The 14,959-nt window shown below is 46.6% G+C and carries 15 protein-coding genes and 1 pseudogene; 2 read left to right on the top strand and 14 right to left on the bottom strand.

What is annotated here, in order from left to right:
* Window positions 1-111, bottom strand: a pseudogene (locus AMS66_RS33775) (deoxyribonuclease IV); the annotation flags it as partial.
* A gap of 170 nt (window positions 112-281) precedes the next feature.
* Here AMS66_RS33775 and AMS66_RS15780 point away from each other — a divergent pair.
* Complete coding sequence (locus tag AMS66_RS15780; RefSeq protein WP_053781716.1) at window positions 282-752, top strand: DUF2621 domain-containing protein; 471 nt, start codon at window positions 282-284, stop codon at window positions 750-752.
* A 168-nt stretch (window positions 753-920) separates the two neighbouring features.
* Window positions 921-1,832 carry a TIGR01777 family oxidoreductase gene (locus AMS66_RS15775; protein WP_053781715.1) on the top strand — a complete coding sequence of 304 codons (912 nt, stop codon included), beginning with the start codon at window positions 921-923 and terminating at the stop codon, window positions 1,830-1,832.
* Here the strand turns inward: AMS66_RS15775 and AMS66_RS15770 are convergent.
* The 13 genes from AMS66_RS15770 to AMS66_RS15710 form a co-directional block, all read right to left on the bottom strand.
* Window positions 1,821-3,737 carry a DUF6382 domain-containing protein gene (locus tag AMS66_RS15770; RefSeq protein ID WP_053781714.1) on the bottom strand — a complete coding sequence of 639 codons (1,917 nt, stop codon included), beginning with the start codon at window positions 3,735-3,737 and terminating at the stop codon, window positions 1,821-1,823. The two genes, AMS66_RS15775 and AMS66_RS15770, sit on opposite strands and share 12 nt — an antisense overlap.
* Before the next feature lie 63 nt (window positions 3,738-3,800).
* On the bottom strand, window positions 3,801-4,310 hold the full coding sequence (locus AMS66_RS15765; protein WP_053781805.1) for an A24 family peptidase: 510 nt from the start codon (window positions 4,308-4,310) through the stop codon (window positions 3,801-3,803).
* Between the two features lie 11 nt (window positions 4,311-4,321).
* Complete coding sequence (locus tag AMS66_RS15760) at window positions 4,322-5,371, bottom strand: pilus assembly protein (RefSeq protein WP_082350730.1); 1,050 nt, start codon at window positions 5,369-5,371, stop codon at window positions 4,322-4,324.
* Between the two features lie 28 nt (window positions 5,372-5,399).
* The gene (locus AMS66_RS15755; RefSeq protein WP_053781713.1) at window positions 5,400-7,550 is read right to left on the bottom strand and encodes a hypothetical protein; all 2,151 of its coding nucleotides are present in this window, start codon (window positions 7,548-7,550) and stop codon (window positions 5,400-5,402) included.
* A gap of 57 nt (window positions 7,551-7,607) precedes the next feature.
* On the bottom strand, window positions 7,608-8,285 hold the full coding sequence (locus tag AMS66_RS15750; RefSeq protein WP_053781712.1) for a TadE family protein: 678 nt from the start codon (window positions 8,283-8,285) through the stop codon (window positions 7,608-7,610).
* Window positions 8,263-8,457 carry a Flp1 family type IVb pilin gene (locus AMS66_RS15745; RefSeq protein WP_053781711.1) on the bottom strand — a complete coding sequence of 65 codons (195 nt, stop codon included), beginning with the start codon at window positions 8,455-8,457 and terminating at the stop codon, window positions 8,263-8,265. The genes AMS66_RS15750 and AMS66_RS15745 overlap by 23 nt, the downstream gene beginning before the upstream one ends.
* Before the next feature lie 11 nt (window positions 8,458-8,468).
* The gene (locus AMS66_RS15740; RefSeq protein WP_053781710.1) at window positions 8,469-9,338 is read right to left on the bottom strand and encodes a type II secretion system F family protein; all 870 of its coding nucleotides are present in this window, start codon (window positions 9,336-9,338) and stop codon (window positions 8,469-8,471) included.
* 12 nt (window positions 9,339-9,350) lie between these two features.
* Window positions 9,351-10,118: a type II secretion system F family protein gene (locus AMS66_RS15735; RefSeq protein ID WP_053781709.1), complete on the bottom strand. Its 768-nt coding sequence runs from the start codon at window positions 10,116-10,118 to the stop codon at window positions 9,351-9,353.
* Between the two features lie 19 nt (window positions 10,119-10,137).
* Entirely contained in the window at window positions 10,138-11,439 is a 1,302-nt protein-coding gene (locus AMS66_RS15730; RefSeq protein WP_407944550.1) for a CpaF family protein, read from the bottom strand.
* Complete coding sequence (locus tag AMS66_RS15725; RefSeq protein WP_053781708.1) at window positions 11,439-12,662, bottom strand: nucleotide-binding protein; 1,224 nt, start codon at window positions 12,660-12,662, stop codon at window positions 11,439-11,441. The genes AMS66_RS15730 and AMS66_RS15725 overlap by 1 nt, the downstream gene beginning before the upstream one ends.
* Window positions 12,663-12,822: 160 nt before the next feature.
* A complete protein-coding gene (locus AMS66_RS15720) occupies window positions 12,823-13,206 on the bottom strand; it encodes a VOC family protein (RefSeq protein ID WP_053781707.1) in 384 nt (127 codons plus the stop codon).
* 265 nt (window positions 13,207-13,471) lie between these two features.
* Window positions 13,472-14,335 carry a DUF6612 family protein gene (locus AMS66_RS15715; RefSeq protein ID WP_053781706.1) on the bottom strand — a complete coding sequence of 288 codons (864 nt, stop codon included), beginning with the start codon at window positions 14,333-14,335 and terminating at the stop codon, window positions 13,472-13,474.
* Between the two features lie 99 nt (window positions 14,336-14,434).
* Complete coding sequence (locus tag AMS66_RS15710; RefSeq protein WP_053781705.1) at window positions 14,435-14,857, bottom strand: thiol-disulfide oxidoreductase DCC family protein; 423 nt, start codon at window positions 14,855-14,857, stop codon at window positions 14,435-14,437.
* Window positions 14,858-14,959 lie beyond the last annotated feature (102 nt).

The raw sequence follows: 14,959 nt of genomic DNA, 5'->3' as shown, positions 1-14,959 counted from the left end.
CGGTGCACCCGTATATATCATAAACGAACTAGAACCGTACGAGGACGCTTCCTTCGTTGCACTCAATAATCCCTTGTCCGAAAAGGACACATGGGAGCCGATTTTCAGCATTATTAATCCCCCTTTTTCTGAATTATCCCTTATTCTAACGCGATTATCGAAATAAATCTAGAAATGCGCTATAATTCGGGATATAGGCTATTTTTTACAGCTGTAATTTGGAACATGGGTGGGCGGAATCCGTCTTTCCGTGAAAATCAATAAACCGAGGTGACTCCGCAATGATTTTCGGCTCCTACGCTTTGACGTTGACCAGTAGTTCCCCCAGCAATTGGTTTATGAACACGATCGCATTCTGGACAGTTCTTTTGCTTGGAAGTATGTGTGTTGGCGGATTTTTTATGATGCGCAAGTTTTTGAAAGTGCTTCCGAAGGCTGACGGGAAATCAAAACTCGATTGGCAGAATCACTGGGTTGAGACCAGTCGTCATTTATGGACTGATGAAGCAAAAGCTTTTCTCGACCAGCTTGTAGAGCCCGTACCTGGACCATTTCGAGATATCGCCAAACATTCCATCGCAGCAGAAATCGGAAAAATTGCGTTCGAAAATAATGCGCCTGAAGTCTCCAGAGATCATTGTATTAAAGGATACATTATAGCCACACCGAAGCGGGATAATAAGTTTCTGGTAAAATTTCTGGAGAAGAACCAAATTGACTATTCGCCTTATAAACATCTAATAAATAAATAAATAAATAAATAGATCATGGAATTCAGCCGAACATGTATTTTGCTTACATATTTGCAGGCATGCTCCGTCAGGTAAGTCAATCCAGCAAGACAGCACTTACCGTCCGGGGCTGTTTGTCGATTCGAGAATACATGTCAGTACAGTCAACATAACAAGGAGGTCGCCAAGATGAAGATTGCGATTTGCGGAGGTACCGGTTTTGTTGGAGGAGCGCTCGTAGATTACTGGCTTCAGGCAGGCCATCATGTGAAAGTTATTACACGCAAACTTCCCAATTTACATAATCCCAGCCAAAATCTTACCTATTTCTCATGGGAACAGTTGGAAGAACAGCCTCATTTGCTGGAAGGAATGGATGCCTTGGTGAATCTTGCCGGGGAAACGTTGAATCAACGCTGGACAACCAAGGCGAAACTGGAGATCGTGGAATCCAGAGTGACTACTGTAGCTCGCGTAGCCAAATTGGTAAATGCACTGGAGCAAAAACCGGAGGTGGTCGTACAGGCATCTGCCATGGCAATCTATGGCACCTCTGCTTCGAAAACATTTGATGAGAACAGTCCACAACAATCGGTGAATTTCCCATCCCGCGTCTCTGAACAATGGGAACTTGCTGCTGATGCCATCAAACATGTGAGACTTGTGAAGATTCGCGTTAGCCTCGTGCTTGGTCATAAAAAAGGTGCCTTTCCATTAATGAAACTGCCTTATATGCTTGGTGTTGGGGGCAGGGTGGGAAGTGGCAAACAGTGGACCAGTTGGATTCATATTATGGATATTGTGCGTTTGATTGATTTCACGATCCAAAATAAAGAAATCTCCGGTCCGGTGAACGCCTCTTCGCCCAACCCGGTTACCAACGATGAATTCGGACGTACGGTAGGCAAAGTGTATCATCGCCCGCACTGGTTCCCCGTACCCGGAATTCTGATCAAAACGCTGGTTGGAGAACTCTCTGTCGTGCTGCTTCAGGGACAGCGGGTTATTCCGCAAAAAGCGTTGGATCATGGATTCCAGTTTACCTTCCCTACATTGACCGAAGCACTGGAAGATCTGAAACACCGGGGCCTATCCGACTGATCGATACGTGTAAACAGACTCAGCCAACGTAAAGGTATCTCCATCTTCGAGCGGATATTCTTTGTACGGAGCAAGGACATTGCCCTTGAGAATTGTTCCATTCACAGAACCCAAATCCTTAATGACATAACCCGATTTGTTCCGGCTCAATTCCACATGAGCACGGGACACGCCGGTGGCTGAATCCACCCACTGGACCATATCCGCCGATCGGCCAATAACAAAAGAGGCCCCACGGACATCCATCCGTTCATTTTTGTCTCCTGTTGCGGATCTGCGTTCAAGATAAAAAGAAGGTACTACTGGACCTGCTCCTCCAACGCTTCCGCCAGCAATACTCTGCAAATTTACTGTTGCATCAGCCGCCGCATGATGATGGAAGAGCTCCGATGTTGAAGCAGTGGCTTCGATAGTATGCTGAACGAAAGGTTCATCAGATACTTCGGCTGGTATATGTAGATTATGAAAGCGAGCATTTCCTGCTACAGATGACCTGGATTCAAAAGAATGCCCCCGTCCTGATTCAGAACTTTGCATATCACCAGAGTTCTGTTGACTCGTGTAACCTTGTGCATATGCGTTACCTTCTGGAGACATGTCAGAGGCATTCCAACGCCAGCTCTCCTGAAACATCTCTTCTTCACTTTCTTTGTGCTTGTCTTTGCCTCTGCCCAAACCGAAAAAAGCAGATCGCTTATTGGAGGAGCCCTCCTGTGATTCGCCCTCTGTATATTCTTCATTCGGCATCTTCTTGCGTAGCGGATTGGATTTTGAACTTCCAAATTTCCCTTTGGTCACCCATGCCCAACCTGCGATCCCAAGCAACCCACCACTTAAAGCTGCGGATAGAATCATTTGTGTCTGCCCCGGTTGTTCCATATAGATAAATCTCCATACCAGTGCCGTGGCAATCATACAGCCCAGAATGATATAGGTCGTTTTGGAAGATCCTGATTTCTCTTCCGTTTCCATAACATCTTCCTGTACTGAATCAAACGTTTGGCGCTGTGCCGGATTGGTAACACCATTTTTAGATTGTAATGAAGACTCTATCGATGAACGTCTCCCGGAGAATCCTAAAAAGGATTTGTTTAGCTGTTTGTCTTCCTCCGCATTAGATACGCTCGGTTGATGGCTTGATTTCAACTGCTGCCCAGCTTCACCCTTTCCATCCAAATGACGATACCGGTCTTGCACAGTTCTATTGGAAAACGACTCATTCCCCCGCTCTGGAATTGCGGAAATTGGCATTCCTAATTCACTGTCAGTTGACCCGGATGATCCACGCGAAGACATAAACGATGCTTGGCCTGAACCAGAACTACTCTGCTCATCTGCATATAATTCAAGCAATAGTTCACGCAATTGTTTGATATCCCATTGTTCATTGTCACATAGCTGGAGGACACGCTGAATCCCCTCGCCCTGAAGCTCCTGAACATTGGCCATTAGTCTAATAACCAGTTCGCGAAATTGCTGAGGGGTCGAATCAACCTCAACCACATCGACAATCGGAATATATACCAATCCAAGTTCTCCAATTTCCAATGAACCATTGATAAATATGTACTCTTCCTGAATCTGTAATTTACGTGAATCCAACATATATTGTCTGCATTCCGTAAACGTATCTGCCAGTTGAAACAATAGACCATATAACACACGCAGCTTGATTTTTCCTGACTTTAACATCTGAGGTAACATCTTATACCCTGAAATATCATATTGTAACGTTACATTACGATCCACCTCCCGGATATGAACTGGAAGAAGCCTTGGAATTTGATTGGAAGACAACATACCCATCTGCACACGGCTTAGTTCGTCCATTCGCAGCCCTTCCGCTTTTTCCAAAACCATAAACGATCCGCCGTTTCGAATGAAATCTCTCGTTAATCCATACATGTCAATCCTCTCTTTCCGTTAATAAGCTATAATTTGCAATACCCACATCTTATAAAATTCAAATTAAGACATATAGATATAGGCGCTAATGAATCCCGGCAATACCGCCAGCATAAATGGAAACTTCAATGTCTTTTCCTGGTTGACCAGCTTGAGCGAACCGAGCATGAAAAAACCGGCAAGATTTCCTGCCATGCCGCGAATTCGCTTCGCAGAATCCCTGCGGAACAATAGAATGACTAATCCGATTGCCCCTGCATACAAAACGGAGTAAATAATAACGTGAACGCCAAAGATCAGACCTGTCCAAGCTCCAATCCCCCCAAACAATTTAACATCTCCCGCACCCACTGCACCTATTAGATACATGAGAAATAACACACCAAACCCGATCGCGAATCCGGCTGCTGAGAACATAAATCCCTCCCATCCCCCCCAGATGGTATGGGCCAGTACTCCCGTGACAGTCACTGGTAAAGTCAAACGATTTGGAATCTTCATCGAACGAACATCTGTAACAAAAGCTGCAATCACATATAGACCACAGGCCAGGTAAAACCACTCCACCTCCATCATCTCCTTCATTATTTTCTGGAAGCCACATTAAACTCAGTAACCGTCTTGGCACCATCCGCTGTCTCCACAACAAACGTCCATGTGCCCTCCGTTGTACGTGTTCCTACAAACCAGTTCCACTCAATCACACCATTTTCATCGGCAGTCGCCCATCCGATATGCTTGGCCGAACTTTCACCCGACTTGTAAAATATCGTTAAGTTCGCTGTAGCTCCGGGCTCCACTTTAACCTTAATTGTTGCATTATTGCCTATATATGCTGGCTCCGGCTTGGATAACACGGTTACTGTTCCTGCAGAATCCGCTTCTCCTCCATTACCATTGGAGCCTTCTCCGGTATCTCCGATCCATACCCGTTCTGCCGCAGCCGCTTGAATGCGTAAAGATTTCCCTAGGAAGGGGACCTTAACAGGCATTTCATAGCTCAATTCAAGCCGAAAGTAAGGGTTCGTTTTATTTTTGAGATCAGGTATGGAAATACCGTTAACATGCACACGCTCTACATCCAGCACAGAAGTATTAATAAAAGGCTGAAGCAGCGGTTTAACAGTCGGATCAAGTACGGTCTCAAGAACGGATGTCTTGATCTCCTGTAATGGTTGTTCACCTCTGGCAGCGGCGGCACGGACCCAATCGCTTAGCGGCTCTGGTAGCGAAGAGGCATACTCTTCGGCCCATTCCGTCAGTGACAGCTCCGGTATTTTCCATCCACCCTCTGAGCCTCCACTACCTGCGGAATCAGAGGGCGTGAATACAAGGGAGACCGGATATATTTTCGTGGATAACTGCTTCACGGCTTCTCCTGCCGTACTCTGCAGCGCTGTCGATACTAACGTCATCTGTACGATGTAAATGAGGAACATGACAAAGAACAGGAATACAGGCAAAACCAGTGAGGCTTCCAAAACGATGCTGCCCTGTTCCCTTTTTGGAGAACGCAACTTTCGGAGAGAACGACTCTGTTCAATCAGTGACTTCAATCTTTCCAGTCTGTGAATTCGTGTTATTCGATTGTGCAAAGATGCCAAAACTTTTTCTTGCTGATGCTGCTTATCCATAATCCCTCCACCGAAACGACCCGGATATTTAATAGGAATAATCGGCCTTCCGATCAATGAAAAATCGCCCATCTTCTACCTGGTCTGCACTACCCATGAGAGCACCTATACTTCTGGTGACTCCCGGCAAAAACCACAGCTTGATACTGCTGCGCATGTCTCCCGAAGCATAGGTCTGCTTCTCGTCCGGGTTCACGCCCGTATTTAACCTGATCAAAGCCAACATTCTGGACATTTTGCGTTCATTGTTGCTATGCATTAAGAGGAACAATCGGAGATGATCCCTGTATGTAAGCTTCACTTTGATATATTTGGACAATTCCACACTGCCGTCTTTAGCCAACTTCACCATATCTGCTATAGCGTTTGTAATTCCATATAAAATTGCAGCAGATAATACAAGTAGTGGATTCCCAAGCTTGCTATTCTCAATTAATCCTTCTGCAGTTCGAATCGCCAAACGCATGCCAAAGATCTCCGCATATGCAGCGGCAATATTCCCAGAAGGATTATGAAAACCATAGACGATGTACTCCAGTTCCTGATTCTCCAGTTTGAACACTTCACCAGGATCGCCGCTACCTTCAGTCCAATTGAATAATTGTCCAAAATCCATCGAATTAAAATACGCCAGTGCATACTCATTCTGGAACAATTCATCTCCAAGGCTATCCAACAGACCGGACATACCGCTGAACAAACTGTCCATTCCGTTCATGGCGTCACCACCGGAGTCATACGGATCGCCAGCAATCTCTGCCTTTTTGGCTTCCTCACGACTCGCTTGGTTAAAAGCGATGCTGCCGTTGTAGTACTCTTCCAGTTGCTTGAAGGCTTCCATTGATCCGGAGCTTCCCTTTTCAATCTGCGAAAAAATCCGTTTAACATCCTTCAACTTCCCTTTGGATTCCTTGTCATTCGCTTTGCGCTGGGTATCCGATCCGCGACCGCTCTCCAACTGCTGTTTACTTTGAAGAATGACATTGGAGGGGCCACTTCTCACGTAAGTGTCCATGTATCGTTCCGTTACCTGACTAGCCTGTCTAACCGCTGGTTTAATGGAAACACCACTCACCACCGTAATAGTGCGAAGCTGCGTATTAAGCTCCATGCTGTCATTTCTGACATTGGTAAAATCCGAATTTTGTGAGCGTATACGTACGTTTAACTGATCGAACAGCGTGTCGGCTCTTACAAGTTCCGAAGCAAGGGAGCGTGTACTTTTCGCTTCACTACCCGATCCGGTAGACGGAGGGCTCGTCCCAGGCAGCGTTGAGTTGCCTACTTTATCGTAACTGGCATTCTGTGAACGGTTCTCCCCTTCAGCGATTACCCGCTTCATTTCCTCATTGATCTTGCGAGCTTCTTCAATCTTGGCTTGTGCTTCCTCCAATTTCGTCTGATGAGCCTGCAATGCTGGCTGTATGATCATGCTTATGCCTGTCACCACATTCCCCACGCCTGTACGATAACGAGCAAGCTCCAGCATGTACGATTGCTGGTTGAAGGGCAGTCCCTCATCCATTTGTTTCTTGTTCAGATAATCCGCATAACGCGCCGCTACTTCGGCAGCTGTCTCTGGCGTCTCTCTTAACATCTCATCGTAAATGGCAGAGGAAGGCGGATTCATGATCAATGCAGGCAGACCCTTCAGCTTTTCGGCGGATTCCGTCTGATTGGCTATTGCTTCGTCCAGCAATTCCTCACGTTTGTCATACAGTTTTTGCAATTTTTTGAGTAAATCCACGGTATGAGCAGCTTCTTTCATCTCTTCCGACATCGGCTTAAAACGGTTGACCACCTCTAGGGTAAAATCAACCGGCGCTCGATATTTCATATCCTCTTGAATCTGGCGATTAAAAATATCGTATCTGCCCAGTTCACGCTCCATGCTCAGTGAAGTCGTATCCCATTGGATATCCAGAATTGGAAATCCATCTTTTACAGCCGAGGGCTTCACACTATCATTCAGCACTTTGGCCATGATCGCTTCTGCACTGCTGTCACCATATCCAAATAGACCATACTCCCGCAGGGACGGATCATAGGCTGACATCACAGATCTCATCGCCGCATGCGTCATTCGTTCTGCCTGTACTTTAAAGGCAGCAATTCGTGCATAATCGATAAATATGGCAACAAACATAAAGATTCCGGCTAAAATTAAGATCAAGAACACGGTTACGGCTCCTGATTCACCGTCTTTTTTTCTGAACAGTGCTTCCTCCTCCTTTCCTCATTTTTTGGTTTTGCCAAAATGCTGTACAACCTGTCCCGCTTCAGCGGCAGTACTGGCTGCGGCCCCGCCCTTGCCTTTAAACTTGGCTGCATAATAACGGACCAGATCCACGGTTCGGATGAATTCCGTCGGTTCTACAACTGCAGATGTTCCTTGTGTTAATACACTGTTACCTGAATCAAATAAAAAAGAAGGCACCGGTAAAGAAATTACCTGCTCCAGCTTGGTTGTAACTTTTCGTTGGATCAGCGAGTTCTGGTATTCAATTGTCCCGTTCATGCCAGAAGGCATGCCTTGTGCTGCTTGGGACAGTTTCTTTTCCGATAGGCTTCCTCCTTCTCCCGCGGGTACAGAAACAATTACCTCATTGTCCGCTCCCGCCCAACCAAACAGTGCTCCGAGCAATCGATCATCGGTCAATCTCCAGTACAAGTTGTCATGTTCCCCAGCTACAACTTCACCGGTCGTCGCCTGCTTGTGGCTATTGTCCCAGCTGTAGGCGGCACGTTCAGAAGCTGCATACGCATGCTGGTTCAGAAATGTTTTCTGATACATGTACATAGAGAAAAAGAGTAACAACACGATAATAAACAGCACAATAGGGAAGACGAGGGAGGCTTCGATGGTGAAGCTCCCTTCTTCCTTTTTAAATCTACTTACCCGGGAAAAATTCATTACTTTTCGTGTCCACTTTACTAAGCAGGCTCGTAATTAGCTCAGTTATTTGTTTCTTGAATATTAATGCAATAATGATAATAACGCCAATAATCAGAATCAGCTCCAACGTACCAAGCCCGTCCTCTTCCTTCCAAAATCCAGTTACTTTGCTTTTCATTAAGTCCAACATCCCAATTCCTCCTACATATTCATCATCATAAAAGCAGGTGCCCCGATCATCACCACAATCGAAAAAAAGATCAGGACCATCGGAAACACCAATTTGGAAGAAGCCTGTTCTCCCTTAGCCCGACTAACGGCCTTGCGTTTCTCCCACAACACATGGGACAGATCCCGCAGCGCCAATACAAAGTCACCTCCCCCTCGCCGGAAATTCAGCAGCACCGTTGTTGTAAAAATCGTCACTTCCTGCACACCACAGCGACGACTGAATTGTTCAAACGATTGTTGAAACGAATAACCGTTATTCCAATTCCCGACCGTCTTTCGCAGCTCATTATAGAGGGGATGATCCCGTTCTCCCTGACTTGCTACACAGTGAATAATGGCACGCTGTACCGTTTCTCCCGCACCAACCAGCAGGACAATTCTGTTCAATAACTCCGGTAGCTCCATGAGTATGTCCTGATCTCTTCGCTGTACTTTGGTGTTAAGGTCTTTGTAAAGGGCGAAGGGCAATGCAACACCGAGTGCCAATCCACCTACCATACCCCCAAGCCCAATGTCCCCAACGAGCGACAAAAGGCATCCTACGAGCAACATCAGCCACGAATAAGTCAGCATCTCAGCACAATAGAGCATCGTTTTCTCGCCACTATGCTGTATGCCATACATTTTCTGAATGGCATGCTGCATGCGGAACATGAGCACAGGCAACCTACGGCCCACCTCGAACTTATCCAGTAAAAACAAAAAGGGGCCATGCAGCTTCTTCAGACGTAATCCTTCCATATCCAGTTTGCGCAAATGTCGGTAGGTCTGCCCTCGCGTTTGATCCAGCACCAGCCACCCTGCTCCGAGCACCCCTCCGAAAATAACAGGAAGCAGCATCGTGTCAGCTCCTTATACTTTGATATCCATAATGCGTGTAATCCACAAATAACAGCAGGCAAGTAACGCCAATGCCCCGCTGGAGATCATATATCCCATCCCGCTGTATAACGGCTCCATAAAATCCTTGGCCGTAAAGTTCAGAAAAATTAGAAAAATAAATGGAGCGGCAAACATCACTTTGGATTCAAACTTCTTCTGTGCCACTGCTACCATGATATCCTGCTGAATATCCAGCTTCTCACCAATGACCGCAGAGGTTCGCCTCACCACTTCGACCAGATCTCCACCCGTTCGCTTACAAGTGATGAACACATCGGCAAAGTTTGTGATATCCTCAATTTTGGCCCGATCCGAGAAGTCTTGCAGCGCCTCTTCAATGGGCTGACCATACTCCATCCGCGTCCTCAAAATGGTGAATTCACGAATGAGATCTGTATCCGCCTCAGGATTCAGCATGCGCAGATCCTCTACTGATTCCTTAAATCCATTCTCTACCGATTTTCCCGCAGCCAGCGCGGAGGACAACGCATATAATGCCTGCTTAAAATGTAAACTGAGAGTCATTCTTCTTCGTTCCAGCAGTACTTTTGTCCAGTGTTTTGGTACCCATATACACCCCGCAGCCAATATCAATCCGGCCAACCAGTGATGATAGAATAAAATACCGACACCAAAGAACAACAAACCACTAATCAGCATGCAGACAATCCGCTGTCTCCGGGATAGCGTAAATACGGTGTAGTCCGTTAAAGCCTGTCTGGCCTCACCCAACTTCATCACCTACCAATAAAATCATCTAATTAACGTTGTTATCCGATTTATCTAACTCATCACTATTGCGTTCTATGTACTCGTTCAACCATTCCCCTAGCCCAGCCATCTGAATTTTATCCACTTGTCTCAGCGTTCCAACTCGCACGAGTCCGCCAATAATCTTGCCTTCTTTTTCTTCGATTTCCTGGAAACGAAACAGTGGATTGAGCAGCACTTCTCCGTCATGCATGCCAATCACTTCGCTAATCTCTGTCACCCGACGTGAACGGTCGCGCAGCCGGGATAAATGTACAAAGATATCAATGGCCGAGCTGATCTGCTGCCGGACAACCGCAATGGGAAGATCCGCTCCGCTGAGCACCATGGTTTCCAATCTGCTGATCATATCGGAGATCGTGTTTGCGTGTCCGGTAGACAAGCTTCCATCATGTCCAGTGTTCATGGCCTGCAACATATCCAGCGCTTCTGCCCCCCGCACCTCACCAATGACAATTCGATTTGGACGCATCCGCAGGGATGACTTGATCAAGTCCCGAATGGATATTTGCCCCTTGCCCTCGGTATTCGCATTACGCGTCTCCAGCGATACCAGATTGGGTACAGTGACAATCTGTAATTCAGCAGAGTCCTCAATCGTGATGATCCGTTCATCCGCAGGGATAAACTGAGATAATGCATTTAGGAAAGTTGTTTTCCCCGACCCGGTTCCGCCGCCGATAAAAATATTGTATTTGCTGCGTACCAACTGTTGCAGCAACTCTGCCGCCTCTTCATGCAGGGCACCTTTACCAATCAGATCGGACATCTTCATCGGTTCACTTGGGAATTTCCGAATCGTCATGGTTGGGCCCTTCAACGCAATCGGAGGCAGCACGATATTGACCCGCGAGCCGTCTTTCAACCTCGCATCCACGATTGGAGAAGACTCATTCACAATCCGGTTAACCCCGGATACAATCATCTGGATAATGTCTTCCAATCGTTCCCTGGACTCAAACTCCAGCGTGATCTGTTTGACTTCACCTTCCTGCTCAACGAAAATCTCCCGGTGGCTGTTGATCATAATCTCCGTAATCTCGGGATGATCCACTAATGGTTGCAGAATATCCAGCCCTCGAAAGGAGTCAAATAACCGTTGCACCAGCGTATGACGCTCTCCGGAGGTCAGATCATCCAGTTTCGGATCAGAGAGCACTTTACGCTCAATTCCCTGCCACAGTTCTTCGTCTCCCGCAGAGGACGTCAAATCCAGGCCTGCCCTGACCTCCCGACGCATGATCTGAAACTGCTCTTCACGATCCAGTATCATCTTGGATGAATCCATCATAGTGACCACCCATCACCCTTCTGGATTCGTCCTGTCTGCTCCAGTTCTTCTTCCCCATCCTGTACGATCATGGCGCATAGCCTCTTCACTTCGCGTTGAAATATCGGTGAGCTGAGCATCACTTCCTCCTGACTCAGCTGCTTCCAGGAAGGGATATACGGCAGCACAGCATCCAGATGCAGATCAGGTCTTGGTATGGCATTGATGACGCTGTCCCGATACTTGTTGACAATGAAGCGGGCACGGTCCAGTACACTTTCATGTAGATCCGGCCTCGTACGCTCCATATGCTGCATCCATTGACCCCAGCGGTTCATGGAAGAGATGTCATCCTCAACTAACCACACGAATGCATCGGCAGCATCGAAAATCCCCTCACTGCGACCATCCCAACCTGAGTCCCCATCCAGAATGAGCACATCATATTGCCCGCAGTCCGCCAAATAACGGATCAGGCTCTTCGTATCTTCACGGGACATTTGCAGCAGTTCCTTCCGATTAGATAACGGCCAGAATACATCCGACTTCAGCGCTTCGTGACGAAGCACATATCCGTCAACCCCTTTGGAGGAAGACGGCACTTGTCCCTGTTTGCCTGATTCCTTCCTGCCCACCTTCAAATCGTAAAGCAGACGTGACAGTCCTGTTTCTGCGTCAGATATACGCTGTCCACTTCTAGACAGACCCTTCTCCAGAAACAGCATCGAGCTATCCAGCGTCTCCAGATTGAGATACAGAACAGCATATCCTGCAAGCCCCAGTTGCTTCGCCATATGCATCGCCACCGCAGTTTTGCCACTCCCGCCGGAAGCTGATACAACTCCAATAGAAAGCGTCTCCTGTCCTGGACGATGGGCCTTCTTACGGCGCGGCTGCCGACAAGCATTAAGAACAGCGTCCATCAGTGTAGGCAAAGGTTGATACTTCATCAGCCGTTTTTCCTCATCCACCTCATCTAATCCTTCACTAAGCATCAGCCATGGAATACCTGAGGTTTCGCCAACGTCGCCCAACCAATTGTTCAGAAATTCCGGTTCCGCAATTACCAGATCCGGCAGTTCTCTGCCTTCCTGTTCATTCATGTAATCCCTGAACGGTTCCCATTGTGAAAAGGCGGTAAATCGTATACCGGAGCCGGTCGGGCTGCCTTGTACAAAATCAAGCCAGGCGCTGATATACTCTCTGTCTTTGGAAGCCAGCACTGCCTTAAGAACAATCAATTCTTCTTCCCTCCCTGCAAAAAAAGCACAAAAAAGCACCGTCCAATAACCGCAAGAAGATGCAGTATATGGACGGTGCTTCCGTCACGTGCTATGAATGTATGGATAATATAGCATACAATTTCTGGGGGAGCAAGGGATTTATTCAAACGAAAATCACTCAAGAGTGATAAGGGGCATCAAACTCTACAATATTGCGATCAGGGTCTAACACAAATATCTGTGAAAAACCAGCAACACTATCTGGCCTAGGCTCATACTCAATTCCCTGCTGTTCCAGCCAGGCCAACGTATCCTTGTAACTGGTCACCCAGATCGCAAAGTGTCCATCCGTTGTATCGATACCAGCCTCACGAAGCGTATGCCCTTGCGGATGCTGCAACAGATGAAGCTGTTGACTACCAATGGCATACCATGTGCCTGTGGAGTTAAAAGGGGGCCGTTCAATCTCCTGCATGCGGAGCAAACCGGAATAGAATTTTTTCGCAACCTCTAGATCACGCACAGCCAGACTCACATGGTGGATATGTGCATATTCAATCATTTTTTTGACCTCCTGCCTGAAATAGCCTTCCCTCAACTTCCCATCCACTCTAAATCCAATCGCTTACACGACTATACTATAACACCTCGGACTCTGACCACAACGCATACAAAAAAGAAAAACACCCCTGATTGGAATTCGGCGAACTTGTTGGTTCACACAAATTAAAATCAAAAGTGCCTTCTCCAGAAGATCCACCTCATAGCAGCTTTAACCAGGCTAACCTCTCATCAGAGAGAATCACACCCGCCTAACGGCTCGCTTCTTATTTAGCACTATCCAATGCTTCTTGCGGGATCTTGATCTCTTTCACGCCATTATGGTTGGAGAACGTGCTGGTCATTTTCATGTCCATCGAGATTTTCTGTCCCTCCTGCTCCATCTCCATGACCATGTTGACATCCGTACTTGCAGGCAGGTAGGTTTCTTTGTTAATCATATATTTCATTTTCATGCTGGTAATATTCATTTGATCAAGCATCGCTTGAGTTTGGGCATCCGATCCGTTTTGTTCCATGACCGCTTTGGCCAGCTCCTTCACGTTATCACCGGATACGTCAGCGTTAATGACGTAGTTGTCGCCTTCTTCCGTAATCTTGGTGTCCTCTGCAATCTTTTTGAATTGCTCCAGTTCACCTTCCGGATTCATGCTTGCCTTCATCTGCTCAACCAGTTGTTTCGTTTGATCGTCAGGAATTTTGACCCACTGGTCTCCCACTTGTGAATAAATATTATCCGCAGTAATATATTGCTTCACGTTCTGCGCTTCCTGTCCGGACATTTCCATCTTCATTTCCTGATAGATCATCATCGGATCTTTGATGATATCCATCTTCAGCGATGTTTTCACCTGTTGATCCTGGGACTGTTCGCCAGCCACCAGTTTCAAATTTTGATCGATATTGGCTTCTGTAGTGAAGCTTTTCATGTCTTTAGTCGCTGCATTCGTTTTCTCAATTAACTCGTCCAATGTAGGGATCTTTGTCTCCTGCTCCGCAGTTGTATTACCCTCGTTAGACGTTTCGTTTCCAGCTGGCGGCGTTGCTGTACTGTTATCTGCATCGCTTCCGCAAGCTGTCATGCTTACTACCAATAATGCCCCAATAATTAATGTAGTCCACTTCTTCAAGTTATTTGCCTCCCAAAATAGAATTGATCCGTACTCATTACCCAATTATTTCCGTTATTAATCAATCTCTACCGATACAATATGTCACACTTCAGCCCTTCAAAGGAATCGATCTTTAATTTCAGGTGTAGGCAGCATGCACGCTTCATCTTTACCGAACCAGCGATATCGGTTGCGAGCTACCACGTTATATATGGCATTTCGAATAAATTTGGGTACAATAATCAACACGTACAATAATGGATAAGGGAATTTCAATCCTTTGGACAGCCGCAGAGCTGCGGTTGAACGTATATAATATTTTCCATCCTCAATGAGTACAAAAGTATCCATGCTGTCCGAGGACAGCTTGCCCTTCTCCAGCAATTTTTTCGCTACATCCGATTGAAGTGATGCAAAATGATATTTCCCTTCGGGGTCACGCTTGATAATCCACTTCGTTAAGCCTTGGCAGAAATGACAGACTCCGTCCACAAGCACAATCGGGTGTCCCTGATGCTGATCCTTTTGATTTGCTGTCATAATCGTGGCCTCCTCATGTGTGCTATTAGAGTAACTTACCCGTTTTGAGTCATCTCGGTCGCTTTTTTTATATTTTATTTAAGTGTAAACGGAAAATAGAAA

It is taken from the genome of Paenibacillus xylanivorans, assembly GCF_001280595.1.
GTDB lineage: Bacteria > Bacillota > Bacilli > Paenibacillales > Paenibacillaceae > Paenibacillus > Paenibacillus xylanivorans.
This window is presented reverse-complemented; position numbering and strand designations above follow the sequence as displayed.